This is a genomic window from Aliarcobacter cibarius (assembly GCF_013372265.1).
In the GTDB taxonomy this organism is placed as follows: domain Bacteria; phylum Campylobacterota; class Campylobacteria; order Campylobacterales; family Arcobacteraceae; genus Aliarcobacter; species Aliarcobacter cibarius.
In genome coordinates this window covers 1,388,943-1,404,313 of sequence record NZ_CP054051.1, presented here as the reverse complement: position 1 = coordinate 1,404,313, position 15,371 = coordinate 1,388,943, and the positions used below count along the sequence as shown (strand labels likewise).

Here is a 15,371-nt window from a genome sequence, read left to right as displayed (position 1 = left end):
TAATAAATAGTAAATTTAAATGTTAAATATAATAAAAATTTGAATTTTTATCTAAAGATTTTATCTCCTTTTCATAGATAATAGTTTTATTTCTACCATTATTCTTCGCTTTATAAAGTGCTAAATCAGCTTTTTCTAATAAACTTTTAACTTTGTCATTTTTTTCAAACTCAGCAATTCCCAAAGATATCGTCTTTTCTCCAACATTTGGGAATTCGTGATTTTTAATAGCATTTCTTAGTTTTTCAGCTAATATAAACGCAGAATTTTTATCTGTTTTTGTACAAATAATCAAAAATTCTTCTCCTCCATATCTTCCAAATATATCTGAACTTCTTAAATTTTCAGAAATGATTTTTGACACTTGAAATAAAACGTTGTCTCCTTCTACGTGTCCATAAGTATCATTTACATTTTTAAAATAATCTATATCTATAATAATTAAAGATAACTCTTCATTATGTCTTGATACAACATCAATTGTTTTTTGTAAAAATTCATCTAGCATTCTTCTATTATAAATTCCAGTTAATTTATCAATTGAAGCCATCTCTTCTAATAACTTTTTATCAGTAATATCAATACTTACTGATAAATATTTTTTTAATGAATGATTTTTTTCATCTATTTTTGGAATAATTGTTTGTTCAAGCCAAAATTCTCTTCCATCTTTAGTTTTATTTTTAATAATTCCAATCCATATTTGATTTTTTCTAATAGTGTTTAATAGATTTTTAATTGTCTCTTTATCTTCTGTTGGATGTTTGATTATTGATATTTTATTTCCTATTAGTTCTTCTTTTGAATAACCACTAACTTTTTCAAATGCTTCACTTGATTCAATAATTGTACCATCATTTTTTGCTGAGTAAGTAATCACATATTTATTTATAATTTCTTTAAATTCATTTAAGTCTTCATGTGCTTTGAAAAGTTCTCTTTCCAACATAATAGGTGTATTTGACATCATAACAGCCATTATAAAACTTAAAAAAAGTGTTATAAAAAGAAGAAGAACTAGAGTTTTTAATTTATCAAGAAAAATTTCATTTTTATAATTATCTTTTGCTTTGATAACCATAAGTAAATTTTCTTCATTTTTAAAAATATTTTCTAAAGAATATGTAAAAACTTCACTATCATTTAAACCATTTGGAAAATCTTCTTTTATATCTCTTTTTATATTTTTATAAGAGCTAAAAGAAAACTCTTCATTAGGATGAAATATATAGTTATTGTCTTTATCTATTATGTAATGATTAAATATAGTTGAATTAGCCACCATTTTTAAAAGATCATTTAAAAATATATTAATTACAAGAATTCCATCAAAATTATTTTTATTAAAGAGAGGAGTACCTATAATAAATGTTGGTTTATAAGGCTTTTCTATTTCTTGATTTGTAGTAACTAATTTTAATTTTGAGTACCAAATATTACTATTATCTAATTTTGATATTTTTTTAAAATAGTCTGACTCTTTTTGATCTTTTAAATTGGAATCATTTTCTACAAAAGAGTTGTTTTTTGAATTATTTTTATCCACTAGAATAACTTCTTTACCATTTTTATCTATATATCTTATTCTCATAATTAGCTCATTTGCATTACTAGTGCTTAAAAATAAATCATTTATTTTTTCTTTATTGTATAAGTTTTTAGAAGAGATAAAATCTTGCATTAGTCTACTGTTTTTTATAGATTTCAAAGTATTATCTAAGTGATTAAGATAATATTTTAATTCATTTTCATTTCTAATTTGAAAAACTTCAGAAGCTTTTTGACTTAGGATTTTATTTGCTTGCATGGTTTGTATATAATAATTTATACTTGCCCCCATTAATGAAATAAGAATTCCAAAAGTTATAAAATAAATTGTAAATAGTTTTCGAAAATTTTTATGTTTCATAATTAATCCTTTTTAAATTATTTAAACATACAACTAAAATTCTACTGTAAAAATAGAACTTATTGTACGGTTATTTGAAAATAAATTAAATATTATTTTTTTAGTTACTTTAATATTTATATAGTGACTTTATTAAATTTCTATCTCAAGAAAAGTTATTGTAAATATGATGTAATTAAGATAGTTTAAATCAGTTTATTATATCATAAAGACTCAAACTATACTATTGAAAGAAGATTATGAAAAAAACTATTACGATTATTGATACATTTGGATTTTTATTTAGAAGTTATTATGCCTTGCCACCACTTAGATCAAATAGTGGTTTTCCAACTGGATTATTAACAGGATTTATGAATTTTATTGCTGGTATTGGAAAAGATTTTAAAACAGATTATATAGTTTTTGCGCTTGATGCAAAAGGAGATACATTTAGAAATGAGCTATATTCAAATTATAAAGCTCAAAGACCTGATGTTCCCGAAGATTTGCTAACTCAATTACCAATAGCTATATCATGGGTTGAAGAAATGGGATTTAAAATAGCAATTAGAACAGGATATGAAGCTGATGATATGGTGGCTTCAATCGCAAAAGATGCAGTTTTAAAAGGTTTAGAAGTACGAATAGTATCTCATGATAAAGATTTATATCAATTAATAGATGATAAAAATAGTGTATATTTATTTGATCCAACAAAAAAACAGATAATCAATGAATCAAAATGTATAGAAAAATATGGAGTTCTTCCAAGTGAATTTACGGATTATCAATCTTTGGTTGGTGATACTGCTGATAATATTCCAGGAGTAAAAGGAGTTGGTGCAAAAACGGCTGAAGCATTGATAAAAGAGTTTAAAAATATCGAGAATATATATGATAATATTGAAAAAATCGATAAACAAAGAGTTAAAAATCTTTTATTAGAAAATAAAGAAAATGCATTTTTATCTAAAAAACTTGTAACTTTAAAAGATGATTGTCATTATATTGATAATTTAGAAGAATTTGTGCTTCCTAGTGAAAATCCAATATTAAAAATTGCTAGTAGTTTGGAAAAATATGATATGCATAGAGTTCTTGATAGAGTGAATAAAAATGGGTTAAGTTATAAAACAGAACTTCCTCAAAAACAAGAAGATGTAAAAATAGAATATATTTTATTAAATGATGAAACAAAACTAAGTTTAGTTATAAATAAAATTCCAAGAGATTCTATAGTTGCTTTTGATACAGAAACAACTGATATTGATACGCATAAAGCAAAAATTGTTGGTTTCTCTTTTTGTTTTGAAGAAAATAAGGCATATTATGTTCCAATAGCACATAATTATTTAGGTGTTGAAAAACAAATTTCTTTTGAAGTTGCAAAAAAAACAATAGAAATTTTAAATAGATATAAGTTAGTACTTCAAAATTTTAAATATGATTGGCAGATTATTAAAAACAATTTTGATATAGATTTAAAACTTTATGCTGATACTATGATTTTGTCTTGGATTTTAGATACAGATAGTAAAGTAGGTATAGATTATCAAATTAAAAAATATTTTAATACTGATATGATACCTTTTAATGATGTAGTTAAAAAAGGTGAAAATTTTTCAAGTGTAGAATTAGAAAAAGCCACTTTATATGCTGCTGAAGACGCTTTAATGACTTTAAAACTATTTAACAAACAATTAGAAGTTTTTAAAGAAAAAAAAGAAGAAGAACTTTTAAGTATAGCATTTGAATTAGAATTTAATTTTATTTATGTAATTGCTTCTATGGAGCAAAAAGGGATAAAAGTTGATGTTGATTTATTAGCTAAATATAAAGATATAAGTTCGAATTTTTTAAATTCTTTGACTTCACAAATATATGAGCTTTGTGGAGAAAGTTTCAATATAAATTCTCCAAAACAATTGGGAGTTATTTTATTTGAGAAATTGGGATTGCAAAGTTCTAAAAAGACAAAAACTGGATATAGTACAGATGAATCTGTTTTAGAAAGTTTAAAAAATGAGCATCCAGTAGTTCCATTTCTTTTAAAATATAGAGAAGCTTTTAAATTACATTCTACTTATATTGAACCTCTTTTAGAATTAGGATTAAAAGATAAAGATAACAGAATTTTTACTTCATTTTTGCAAACTGGAACAACAACAGGAAGACTTAGTTCTAAATCTCCAAATCTTCAAAATATTCCAACTTTTGGAGCAAATGGAGTTGAGATAAGAAAAGCGTTTATTGCAAAAAAAGGTTATAAACTTGTTGGCGTGGATTATTCTCAAATTGAGCTTAGACTTCTTGCTCATTTTAGTAAAGATGAAGCATTGGTAGAAGCTTTTAAAAATGATTTAGATATACATCTTCAAACAGCTATTAAAATTTTTGGTGAAGAAGAAGCGAAAAATAAAAGATCTATTGCAAAATCTATAAATTTTGGGCTTTTATATGGAATGGGAGCAAAAAAACTAGGTGATACTTTAGGAATTAGCCAAAAAGAGGCGAAATTTTATATAGATTCATATTTTAATGCATTTAAAAGTGTAAAGGATTATTTAAAATCTGTTGAAGACAAAGCTTTAGAAAATGGCTATGTAAAGACTTTATTAAATAGAAAGAGATTTTTTGATTTTCAAGGTGCAAGTCCACTTTTAAGAGCATCTTATTTAAGAGAAGCCGTAAATACTCAATTTCAAGGGAGTGCTGCCGATTTAATAAAGTTAGCTATGATAAAAATTGAGCAAAAATATGAGCATGATGAGAATATAAATATGCTTTTACAAATACACGATGAACTTATTTTTGAAATAAAAGAAGAATTTATTGAAGAAATAACGAAAAATATAAAAAATATAATGGAGACAATTTTTATCTTAAATGTGCCATTAAGCGTGTCTTTAGCGGTTGGGGATTCATGGCAAGACTTAAAATAATAAATAAAAATTATTAAAATATTTTATTTTTCTTTGACAAATAAAGAAAGTTTTGTTATTATTTTATTTGAATTTAAAATTATTAAAAAAGAGTAAAATATGTTAAAAGCAATTAAGAACATTAGAAAGTTAAACAATACAAAGTTGTTAATGGTTAGTAACGATGATGGTTATGAAAAAAGTATAAGTGGCTTTAAGGAGTTTAAACAAGTTAAAACTTTAAAAGAAGCTTTAGAGTTGGCTGTTTCTAGTCAATTTGATATAGTTGTTATTGATACAGATTTAAATGATGCAAGTTTTTATGAAACTTGTTCTGAACTATCTTCAATTGCACCTAATCTTCCAAAGATTATTATTGCAAATACTTGTAAAGAAGAAGATATAATAACTTCAATTAACGTTGGAGCTTATACAATTTTATCAAAACCTTTAAGAATGGAAGATTTAAAACTTACAACTATTATGTGTTTAAATCAAACTAAGAGAGGTGATAAAATCGAGTTTGATCATGGTATTTATTTTGATGAGTATAGAGATCAATTCTTTAGACCAGGTGGAATTTTAATAGACTTTACAAGATTAGAAAAATCATTTCTTAAACTTTTAATTGCAAAGAAAAATGAAGTTATTGATTATGAAACAATTAAAGAAGTTGTTTGGAAAGGTAAAGATATGTCAATTTATACTATGAGAAACATAGTAAATAAAATTAGACAAAAAACTTATTATGAAATAATTAAAAATCAATCAAATAGAGGATATACTATAGACATAGTGAAAAATAATTAGTATTTAATAAAATTAGGGGATAAAATGGAGAGAGAGCTGATAGTTACTAGAGAGGAGCTAATCAAGCTTTTTGATGATGAAGTAATTACTGATACAGGTAGAGCTTGGATGATGCAAGGAGTTCAAGTTGATATCATAGCTCTTCATGATATTGAACCGAAGTTTTTGCAAGATATTACAAAAGCTGAATTTTATAAAATAATTCTAAAGCCTTCTAAAAGCTTTAAAATTTAGAATTTTATTATTTTTGGCAAGTCTTTTATTAAAGACTTGCTTTTCTTATTTTATATATAAAAATACCTACGCAAAGTGTTAAAATACCTAAAGATTGTAGTATTCCCATTGTAAGCCAATTTCCAACTAAAAAACCTAGTTGTGAATCTGGTTCTCTAAAGAATTCAGCAATAATTCTAGCTATGGCATATAAAGTTCCATACATTAGTGCTAGTTGACCATCAAATCTTTTTTTATTTCTAAAATAAGCTAGAATTATGAATACAAAAAGCCCTTCTAAAATTGCTTCATATATTTGAGATGGATGTCTTAAAACTCCATCCACAAAGATTCCCCAAGGAACATCTGTAACTCTTCCTACTAACTCTTGATTGAAAAAGTTTCCAATTCTTCCAAAAATATAAGCAGCACTAATCCCTAGAACTGCAATATCAGTTATAAACCAGAAGTTAATATTTTTTCTTTTGCAAAATAGAAATGAAGCTAATACAAATCCAATAAATGCACCATGATAGCTCATTCCAGAGATTCCAACATACGTACCATTTACATAAGGATTGAAAATTTGCCAAGGATTTGTTAAATAATAAACTGTGTTTGTGTCATAAAATAAGACATAGCCTAACCTAGCTCCTAAAATAACTCCAATTTCAGCCCACCATATGTAAGAATCAAAAATATCTTGACTTATGTTTATTTTATCGTATTGAATAAACCATTTTGCTATGAAAATTGCACTTAAAAGAGCAAGTGCATACATGATTCCATACCAGTGAACTGATATTGAACCTATATTAAAAGCAACTGGATTAAAATGAGAATATATGTTTTGCCAAAGTTCCATTTTAATCTTCCAGTGCTTCTGCTATTAGTTCAATTGGATTTTTAAATATTACATCAACATTTGCATTCCATAAACTATCTGTTATTTGCATTCTACAAGCACTACATTCAGCACTTACTATTTGAGCTTTTGTATCTCTAATCATTGCTGCTTTTGGTGCTCCTGCTGCTCTTGCAAAACTGAATTTTTCTGTTTGCATAGTAACTCCACCAAAACCACAACATCTATTTGAATCACTCATCTCTTTTAAAACATAGTTTTGTTTTAAAAGTTCTCTAGGTTCTTTCCAAACACCTTGCATTTTTTTAGCATGACAAGGATCGTGATAAGTTACCATTTGATCAAACTTTTTACCAGTTTTTGCTAAAAGTTCTTTTAATTCAGTATTGTTTTCAAGCCATTTTGTAGCTAAAAATATTTTTTTAGATAGTTTTACAGCTCTTTCTTTCCATTCAGGTTGATCGTGCAAAAAATGTTCCCAATCTTTGTTTATCATTGCACTACATGTAGCTTCAGGAATAATAACAGCATCAACTTCATCTATCCATTCTTCAAAATATGCAATATTTTTTTTAGTTAGGTAATCAACAGTATCAAAAGCCCCTGTAAAATAAGCAGGTGCTCCACAGCACAACTGTTTTTTAGGAATAAAGATATCAAGCTCTAGTTTTTTTAATATTTTTACTAGGCTATCACCAGTGTTTGTATATGTATAATTACTCATACAACCAATAAAAATTGCAACTTTATTTTTTTTAGTTTCAGATTCAATTTTATTTTTTGCTTTTATATTTTCTGGATACTTATTTAAAAAGCTAACACTATCAGCATAAGGTAAAGCTCTATCTTTTTTTATAATAGGTAGAGAAAATCTTGGAGTTGCACTTTGTTTCTCTTTATCTATTTTGATTCCACAAGTTTGAAACATATATCCTAGTTTTGACATAATATTCATAATTGTTCTATGTCTTAATAGAAAGAAAAATAATCTTTTATACCAAGCTATCCCATATTTTTCTGCAATATCACTTCTTACTTGTTCTATAATCATATCTGTTGGTAAATCATTTGGACAAACTTCAACACAGTTTGTACATAAAAAACATGATTCAAATATATTTTTTGCATTAAGATCAAGTTCTAGCTCATCTCTTTTATATGCGCCCAAAAGGTCAATAAAACCTCTTGGACTAGTTGCTTCATCTTGATTTATATTGAAAATAGTACAAACAGGTTTACATTTTCCACATTTTACACAATCATCACTGATTGCTGTATAATCAAATTTTTTCATTATTAAAATATACCTTTTGGTTTAAAATCTATAAAATATTAAGTTTATAATATACAGAAATTTTAGTTAAAGTTGCATAAACAAGGATGTTTACTAGTTTAATTGAGATTTAGCTTTTATCTTGTTTTGTATATTTAAATTAGTTCTATTTATTGCATAATCTATCAAATTTCTATGTTTTAAATCAGTTATTGTTAACTCTTTAGCAGCTAAATATAATTTATTTGAAATTTCTAAATCATCATTCGCTTCAAAAATTAATCCCAAATTATAAGCAACTTCATAACTTTTACCATTTAGTTCTATATCTAAATTTTTAAGAATATCTAATGCTACTTCAAATTGTGAATTCTCTAAATAAGAAACAGCTGTTTTAAATCTATCTTTGTGTGAAGATGTATAAAGATTATTACTAGCTAATTCTTCAATAATTTCTACATTGAAATAGATATAATTTGGTGAAATATCATTTACAAAATCTCTTGCAATTTCAAATGCTATTTGTGAATTAACTTTAAAACTATCATTTTGAGCATTTAAATGACTAGGAAAAACTCTTGAATATGAGAAGTATCTATCGTAACAAACATTATCTTTTGAAGATTTATCATAAGTTTTAGAAAATATAACAGTATTTGTGTTCGGATTAACTAAGCTTAAAGCAGTTGTTACATTATAATATTTTGATTCACAAGGAATATATTTAATATCATATTGTAAGCATTGTTTTGTTCTAGTTCTTTCATCATATCTGAAATATCTACATCTTGAGTAGTCTATCTCTTCTTCATAATATACATCGTAATTTGCACTAGAATTTATAATTTCACCATTTACAATTGCATCAACTCCTATTGGATTATTTTGTAAAGTAAAAACTCTTTTATTATCAATTACTTTATTTGAAATCGCATTTGCAATACTTTGTGTTTGATTTAAATTATCATTTCTTATATTTGATATAGCAACAACGTTTACTTTTTGTGAAGATACTTTTGACGGTTCTAAAGCTTTTATAGTAATTTTTGAAGTACAAGCACTAAATAGAAAAATTGTGAACATTGGAAAAATAATCAAAAATAAACTTCTTTTAATGGTTTGCATATATGAATCCTTTTGGAAATAATATTTAAAATTTGTGTAAAAATAATTTAAAAAAGTTTTTAAGATATAAATCTTTTATAAAAAAACTATATAATAATATTTATGATTATTAAATTCTATAGATTAAAAAAGATACAAATTATACTATTACTAATATTCATCTTTTTTATTAATGTATCAATTGAATATAGTAGATTTTTAGATTTTAAAGATGAAGATATTTTTGAAGTAAAAGCTGAAATTTTAAATATTTATCCAAAAGAGAATTTTGATATTTTAAAGTTTAAAACTAATGATTTTGAATTTTTTTCAAAGCTAAATAAAAATGAGGGATTGAAAAGATTAGATTTCATTTCTTGTGCAATTGATACTAGAAATATTGATTTTATATCTTACTTAGAAGGATTTTTTACAAATATTATATATTTTGAAACTTTAGAAAAGAATATTGGTTTTAAAGAAAAAATTATAAAAAATGTGGAAAATAATCATACAAATGAACAAATAATTGAGTTATTTAATACACTTTTTCTAGCAATTCCAGTTTCACAAAATTTAAGAGACATTTTTATAAATTATGGGATAAGCCATGTGGTAGCTCTTTCAGGATTTCATTTGGTTGTTATATCTTTTGTGATTTATTGGATTTTATATTTTCCATATAGTTTTTTTCAAACTAAATATTTTCCATATAGAAATAGAAGATTTGATATTTTACTTTTTACAATAGTTGTGTTGTTTTATTACTTAATTTTAACAGATGTTGTTCCTTCACTTTTAAGAGCATTTGTCCTTTTTTGTTTAGGAATTGTTTTACTTAGGTCAAACATAAAGATTATTTCATATATGACACTTTTGTATACATTTTTAATAGTTATTGCCATATATCCTAAATATATATTTTCTATAGGTTTTTGGTTCTCTACAATAGCAGTGTTTTATATATACTTATTTTTACAATATTTTAAAAATTTAAATAAACTTGTAGCAATTCTTTTTTTTAATTTTTGGATGTTTTTGATTTTTAATCCAATTGTTCATCTATTTTTTTATCAAACTACAATTGAACAATTTTATTCAATACCTATTACTATGTTTTTTACAATATTTTATCCTTTTGAGATTTTTGCACATATTTTTAATTTTTCAAACTATTTTGACAAATATATAGAGATTTTTTTGAGTTATAAATTTTATGTATATGAAGTAAAAACACCAGTATGGTTTATAATTTTTTATTTAATTTGTTCTTTTTCTTCAATTTTTAGTAATAAAGCTTTTTCAATTTTAAATATTTTAATGTTAGGATTTAATACTTATATGTATTTATCTTTTTAGATAAAAATTAATACTGTATAACATATCTTCATCTAAATCTTTCATATTATCTTTCATCCAATTTAGGTAATTCGCGTCTTTTTTAGCAACTTCTTCGATATTCTCACCTTTATATTTACCAAATTTAAATGTTTTTATTAAAACAGGAGTTTGTGTTAATTCAACTAATTTTTGCATAGGATTTAGATTTGGATAAATTTCTCTACACTTTGCTACAAGTTTAGATAAAAAAAGTTTCATAACCAAAACATCACCAATTGCATCATGTGCTTTTATAGTAATATTTAGTTTTTTTGCTTCTGTCTCTTCAATTTTATACAAATCAAGAGCGTATCTTAAATACTGAAGTCTATGATATGCCAAATCATCAAAAAGATGTTTTGCACATCTTAAAGTATCTATTAGTTGAAAATTATTTATAAATCCCTCTTTTTTTATCATTTCTAAATCAAAATTTATATTGTGAGCAATTAAAAAATTTTCATTACTATTTAACTCTTCTAATCTTTTATAGAATTTCGTTTCAATTGCCATTGGTTTATTTTCAATCATACTAGGAGTAATATTATGTACTTCCATAGCTTCTAATTTTATAGGAATTTCGCTAAAACATAATTCATCAAAAATTTCGATTTCATTTTTCTGATTTAAAATAATAGCACCAAATTGAATAACTCTATCTTCTGTACTAGCTCCAGTAGTTTCTGTATCAAAAAGTATATAATGAGTCATTCTTTAGTCCTATTAAATTATTAGCATGGCATCGCCATATGAGTAAAATCTGTAATTATTTTTTATCGCAATATCATATATTTCTAGTGTTTTTTCAAGTCCTATAAAAGATGCAACTAACATAATTAAAGTAGATTTTGGAAGATGAAAATTTGTTAAAAGGTGATTTACAATAATTGGCTTATTTGAAGGATTTAAAAATAAATCACACTCTCCACAAATCATATTTTTTCTAGCATAGAACTCTAAAGTTCTTGTTACAGTTGTTCCTACTGCTAAGATATTTTTTGCATTGTCTATTTTATCTTTACAATTTTTATTAATTTCAAAATATTCGCTGTGCATTGGATGAGATAAAATATCTTCTACATCTACGGGTTTAAATGTTCCTGCTCCAACATGTAAAGTTAGATAGTTTAAACCATACTTTTTTTCTAATTTTTCTAAAAGTTCAGAAGTAAAGTGTAGGGAAGCTGTAGGAGCAGCAACAGCTCCATAATTTTTTGCGAATAAAGTTTGATAGTTTGTTTCATCATCTTTTGTATCTTCTCTATTCATGTATGGTGGAAGAGGAATATGTCCAATTTTATTTAAAATTTCTACTAATGAATTAAAGTCTAGTTTTTTATCATCTTTAAAAAATTCAACTACTCTAGAACCATCTTCATTTAGTTCAAGAACCACAGCAGTAAGACTTTCATCAAATATAAGTTTTGTATCAACTTTTACTTTTCCTCTAATCATTACTAAAAATCTATCCATAAACAAAGGTTTATTTAAAAGAAGTTCTATTTTTGCACCACTTATTTTTTGTCCAAAAATTCTTGCTTTTATTACTTTTGTATCATTTAAAAAAATAGTTAATTCTTCTGGTAAAAAATCCATAATATTTTTAAATACAGTATGGATAATTTTGTCATTTTTTCTATCATAAACCAATAATTTAGCACTATCAGCAGGTATTGCTGGAGTAGTTGCTATTTGGTTCTGTGGAAGAAAAAAATCATAGCTAGAAGTTTTTAAAAAATCACTCAAATTATTCTTCTTCCTCTTCTTCTTTTTGTGCAGGGTTAAATATTTTTGCAATATAAATTGATACTCCATAAAGAACAAGAAGTGGTGCAGCCATTAAAATTTGGCTAATAACATCTGGAGGAGTTAAAATTGCAGCGACGATAAAGATTAAAACAACCGCATATCTAAAAAAGTCTTTTAGCATTTTATCATCAACAAGACCAATTTTTGCAAGGAAAAATGTAATAACAGGTAATTCAAATGCAATACCAAAACCAATCATAAGTTTTGTAAAAAATCCTACGTATTTTCCAATACTAGGTAATACGCTAACAACACTATTACCAAATGCAATTAAGAAATCAAATCCAATAGGAACAACGATATAGTATGCAAAAGATGCACCCATAAGGAACATTAAAGTTGCAAAAAATACAAACGGAATAACAAGTTTCTTTTCATGGTCATATAATCCAGGAGCTAAAAATAACCATAATTGCCAGAAAATTACAGGTAAAGAAAGAATAAATCCTGCAAAGAATGCTACTTTCATAGCTGTGAAGAATGTTTCTTGAATTTCAACTGCAATCATTGAAGTCCCTGCAGGAAGAGCATGTTTTACAGGAACCATCATCCATTCTAAGATTGGTTCATAGAAACTAAAACAAGCAAAAAACATAATAACAACAGTAATACTTGAAATAACTAATCTTTTTCTAAGATCAGCTATATGTGGTTTTAAATCTTCAAACATTATTTAATATCCTCACTATTTTTTAAAGAGAATTTTTCTTCTTTTTTTTCTAAAGCTTTTTCTTCATTTACTTTTGCAAATTTTTCTCTGATTTTTTCTACTTCACTCTCTTGTTTTAAATCATCTTTTAAAATATCATCAAGTCCTAAATCAAACTTATTTTCAATAGATAAAGAAGATTTTGTATCTTCAATTTGAGCTTTAAATTTGTTTGCTTCATCTTTTAATTCTTTTATATTTAATTCATTGTCAAGAGTTGTTTTTGCATCATTCAAACCCTTTTTAACACTATTAAATAACCTTGCAATTTTAACCATTGCATCAGGAAGTTTTTCAGGACCTAAGGCAATAACAGCGACTATTGCGATAAGTAAAATTTCAGTTATTCCCATTCCAAACATTTTTTGCTCCATAATTTTTATAGGGTAGAGATTTTATCAAATTTCAACAAAAAGACATATTAAGTCTTTTTAACAATTTAGAGCTTTATTATAGGTTATTCACGTTATAAAGAAACAAAATTAAAATTCTAAGAATCGTAACAATAACTATTAGATACACTTATAAAAAAGTAAGGAAAAATATAAATGAAAATATGTAGTAATATTGTTGATATTAAAAATAGAAATATTTATCCTGCTTGCATAAGTATTGAAGATGGAAAAATTAGTTTTATTGAAAAAACAGAAGAAAAATATACTAATTATTTATTACCTGGTTTTATTGATGCTCACATACATATAGAAAGCTCAATGCTTACTCCTTATGAATTTTCAAGATTAGCTTTAACTCATGGAACTGTGGCAACTGTAAGTGATCCACATGAAATAGCAAATGTATTAGGAGTTGAAGGAATAAAGTTTATGATAGAAAGTTCAAATAAAACTCCTTTTAAATTTTATTTTGGTGCTCCTTCATGTGTTCCAGCAACACCTTTTGAAACAAGTGGGGTAATACTAGATTCTAAAAGTGTACAAAAACTTTTAGAGCAAAATAATATTTACTATCTTAGTGAGATGATGAATTTTCCTGGAGTTTTATTTAAAGATAAAGAAGTATTAGAAAAAATTAAACTAGCGAAAGAACAAAATAAACCAATAGATGGACATTGCCCAGATTTGAAAGATGATAAACTTTTAGCTTATATTCAAGCTGGAATAACTACAGACCATGAAGCTTTTAGCTATGAAGAGGCTAAAGAAAAAATTGAAAAAGGAATGAAGATTCTTATAAGAGAAGGTTCAGCTGCTAAAAATTTTGAAGCATTATCTCCTCTAATTAAAGAATATCAAAATGATTTAATGTTTTGTAGTGATGATAGACATCCAGATGATCTTGAAAAAGAACATATAAATAGTTTGGTAAAACGTTGTATTAAAAAAGGATATGACCTTTTTGATGTTTTAAAAATTGCGTGTATAAATCCTATTGAACATTATAACTTAGATGTTGGAATATTAAGAGTAGGGGATAGCGCTGATTTCATAGAAGTAAAAGATCTTGAAAATTTTGAAGTAGTTCAAACAGTGATTAATGGAGAAATTTTATATTGTAATTCGCAAATAGTTTTACCAAAAATAGAACACACTTTACTTAATAATTTTCATACAAATATAAAAAAATTAGATGATTTTAAATTTAAAAGTGATTTTAAAAAGATACGTGTTATTGAAGCTATTGATGGAGAACTTATAACTAAACAATCAACATATAAAACTACAACAGAATTTTTTGAAAGTGATATAGAAAATGATATTTTAAAAATTGCAGTTATTAATCGATATGAGGATAAAAAACCAGCTATATCATTTGTGAAAGGTTTTGGTCTAAAAAAAGGTGCTATTGCTTCAAGTGTAGCACATGACTCACATAATATTATTGTTGTAGGATGTAGTGATGAAGAGATTTTAAAAGCTATTAATTGTGTAATAGAAAATAAAGGTGGCATAGTATGTGTAGACAAAAATAATCTAAATGTATTACCATTAAGTATTGCTGGAATTATAAGTGATAAACAAGGTTTTGAAGTTGCACAAAAATATAAAGAGTTAAATGATTTTGCAAAAATAAAATTAGGTTCTAGTTTAAATTCACCTTTTATGACGCTTTCATTTATGGCTCTTTTAGTTATTCCTGAAATAAAATTAAGTGATAAAGGTCTCTTTGATTCAAATAATTTTAATTTTATTTCATCTTTTTGTTAAGTTAGAAATAGCTTCTATTTCTTCTTTTGATAATTCAAAATCGGAAATTTTTAAATCTTCTATCATATGATTTATAGATGTAGTACCATTTAATGGAATAATATCTATATGATTTAAAAATCTATAAAAAATCAATTCTACTGATTTGTTATATTTTAAAGATATTTGTTTAAGAATGTCACTATTTAAAATATCACTAACTTTAACTAGCTTTCTATTATATTGAATAGT

At 25.1% G+C, this 15,371-nt stretch carries 14 protein-coding genes; 5 read left to right on the top strand and 9 right to left on the bottom strand.

Annotated features, from left to right (window positions below; all coding sequences use genetic code 11):
- Positions 1-22 precede the first annotated feature (22 nt).
- The gene (locus ACBT_RS06955) at positions 23-1,909 is read right to left on the bottom strand and encodes a sensor domain-containing diguanylate cyclase (protein ID WP_024775071.1); all 1,887 of its coding nucleotides are present in this window, start codon (positions 1,907-1,909) and stop codon (positions 23-25) included.
- Between the two features lie 239 nt (positions 1,910-2,148).
- Here ACBT_RS06955 and polA point away from each other — a divergent pair, with 239 nt between their 5' ends.
- The 3 genes from polA to ACBT_RS06940 all read left to right on the top strand — a co-directional run bounded on the left by polA (position 2,149) and on the right by ACBT_RS06940 (position 5,856).
- Positions 2,149-4,833 carry a DNA polymerase I gene (gene polA, locus ACBT_RS06950; RefSeq protein ID WP_024775070.1) on the top strand — a complete coding sequence of 895 codons (2,685 nt, stop codon included), beginning with the start codon at positions 2,149-2,151 and terminating at the stop codon, positions 4,831-4,833.
- 99 nt (positions 4,834-4,932) lie between these two features.
- Positions 4,933-5,622: a response regulator transcription factor gene (locus ACBT_RS06945; protein WP_024775069.1), complete on the top strand. Its 690-nt coding sequence runs from the start codon at positions 4,933-4,935 to the stop codon at positions 5,620-5,622.
- A 24-nt stretch (positions 5,623-5,646) separates the two neighbouring features.
- Positions 5,647-5,856, top strand: coding sequence for a hypothetical protein (locus tag ACBT_RS06940; RefSeq protein WP_024775068.1), 210 nt, complete (start codon positions 5,647-5,649; stop codon positions 5,854-5,856).
- 28 nt (positions 5,857-5,884) lie between these two features.
- Here the strand turns inward: ACBT_RS06940 and lgt are convergent, their stop codons facing one another.
- From lgt to ACBT_RS06925, 3 genes are all read right to left on the bottom strand, one after another.
- Positions 5,885-6,700: a prolipoprotein diacylglyceryl transferase gene (gene lgt, locus ACBT_RS06935; RefSeq protein WP_024775067.1), complete on the bottom strand. Its 816-nt coding sequence runs from the start codon at positions 6,698-6,700 to the stop codon at positions 5,885-5,887.
- Between the two features lies 1 nt (position 6,701).
- Positions 6,702-7,994 (bottom strand): (Fe-S)-binding protein, encoded by a 1,293-nt coding sequence (locus tag ACBT_RS06930; RefSeq protein ID WP_024775066.1) that lies wholly within the window; start codon positions 7,992-7,994, stop codon positions 6,702-6,704.
- A gap of 93 nt (positions 7,995-8,087) precedes the next feature.
- The gene (locus tag ACBT_RS06925) at positions 8,088-9,098 is read right to left on the bottom strand and encodes a hypothetical protein (RefSeq protein ID WP_024775065.1); all 1,011 of its coding nucleotides are present in this window, start codon (positions 9,096-9,098) and stop codon (positions 8,088-8,090) included.
- 102 nt (positions 9,099-9,200) lie between these two features.
- Here ACBT_RS06925 and ACBT_RS06920 point away from each other — a divergent pair, with 102 nt between their 5' ends.
- The gene (locus tag ACBT_RS06920) at positions 9,201-10,436 is read left to right on the top strand and encodes a ComEC/Rec2 family competence protein (protein WP_024775064.1); all 1,236 of its coding nucleotides are present in this window, start codon (positions 9,201-9,203) and stop codon (positions 10,434-10,436) included.
- On the opposite strand, the gene ACBT_RS06915 is transcribed toward ACBT_RS06920, so the two are convergent.
- The 4 genes from ACBT_RS06915 to tatB are packed head-to-tail and all read right to left on the bottom strand — an operon-like array spanning position 10,425 to position 13,337.
- Positions 10,425-11,168: a 3'-5' exonuclease gene (locus ACBT_RS06915; protein WP_024775063.1), complete on the bottom strand. Its 744-nt coding sequence runs from the start codon at positions 11,166-11,168 to the stop codon at positions 10,425-10,427. The two genes, ACBT_RS06920 and ACBT_RS06915, sit on opposite strands and share 12 nt — an antisense overlap.
- A 12-nt stretch (positions 11,169-11,180) precedes the next feature.
- Positions 11,181-12,203 carry a tRNA preQ1(34) S-adenosylmethionine ribosyltransferase-isomerase QueA gene (queA, locus tag ACBT_RS06910; RefSeq protein ID WP_024775062.1) on the bottom strand — a complete coding sequence of 341 codons (1,023 nt, stop codon included), beginning with the start codon at positions 12,201-12,203 and terminating at the stop codon, positions 11,181-11,183.
- A gap of 1 nt (position 12,204) precedes the next feature.
- A complete protein-coding gene (gene tatC, locus ACBT_RS06905) occupies positions 12,205-12,936 on the bottom strand; it encodes a twin-arginine translocase subunit TatC (protein ID WP_024775061.1) in 732 nt (243 codons plus the stop codon).
- Entirely contained in the window at positions 12,936-13,337 is a 402-nt protein-coding gene (gene tatB, locus ACBT_RS06900; protein WP_024775060.1) for a Sec-independent protein translocase protein TatB, read from the bottom strand. Before tatB ends, tatC begins: the two co-directional genes overlap by 1 nt.
- A 186-nt stretch (positions 13,338-13,523) precedes the next feature.
- Here tatB and ade point away from each other — a divergent pair, with 186 nt between their 5' ends.
- Positions 13,524-15,140 carry an adenine deaminase gene (gene ade, locus ACBT_RS06895; RefSeq protein WP_024775059.1) on the top strand — a complete coding sequence of 539 codons (1,617 nt, stop codon included), beginning with the start codon at positions 13,524-13,526 and terminating at the stop codon, positions 15,138-15,140.
- On the opposite strand, the gene ACBT_RS06890 is transcribed toward ade, so the two are convergent.
- Entirely contained in the window at positions 15,126-15,275 is a 150-nt protein-coding gene (locus ACBT_RS06890) for a hypothetical protein (RefSeq protein ID WP_157833402.1), read from the bottom strand. The genes ade and ACBT_RS06890 overlap by 15 nt on opposite strands.
- Between the last annotated feature and the right edge of the window lie 96 nt (positions 15,276-15,371).

Coding starts and splice junctions, on each gene's coding strand:
- tatC (WP_024775061.1), bottom strand. CDS start 12,936: ATGTTTGAAGATTTAAAACCACATATAGCTGATCTTAGAAAAAGATTA.
- tatB (WP_024775060.1), bottom strand. CDS start 13,337: ATGTTTGGAATGGGAATAACTGAAATTTTACTTATCGCAATAGTCGCT.
- ACBT_RS06915 (WP_024775063.1), bottom strand. CDS start 11,168: ATGACTCATTATATACTTTTTGATACAGAAACTACTGGAGCTAGTACA.
- polA (WP_024775070.1), top strand. CDS start 2,149: ATGAAAAAAACTATTACGATTATTGATACATTTGGATTTTTATTTAGA.
- ACBT_RS06945 (WP_024775069.1), top strand. CDS start 4,933: ATGTTAAAAGCAATTAAGAACATTAGAAAGTTAAACAATACAAAGTTG.
- ACBT_RS06925 (WP_024775065.1), bottom strand. CDS start 9,098: ATGCAAACCATTAAAAGAAGTTTATTTTTGATTATTTTTCCAATGTTC.
- ACBT_RS06940 (WP_024775068.1), top strand. CDS start 5,647: ATGGAGAGAGAGCTGATAGTTACTAGAGAGGAGCTAATCAAGCTTTTT.
- ACBT_RS06920 (WP_024775064.1), top strand. CDS start 9,201: ATGATTATTAAATTCTATAGATTAAAAAAGATACAAATTATACTATTA.
- lgt (WP_024775067.1), bottom strand. CDS start 6,700: ATGGAACTTTGGCAAAACATATATTCTCATTTTAATCCAGTTGCTTTT.
- ade (WP_024775059.1), top strand. CDS start 13,524: ATGAAAATATGTAGTAATATTGTTGATATTAAAAATAGAAATATTTAT.
- ACBT_RS06955 (WP_024775071.1), bottom strand. CDS start 1,909: ATGAAACATAAAAATTTTCGAAAACTATTTACAATTTATTTTATAACT.
- ACBT_RS06930 (WP_024775066.1), bottom strand. CDS start 7,994: ATGAAAAAATTTGATTATACAGCAATCAGTGATGATTGTGTAAAATGT.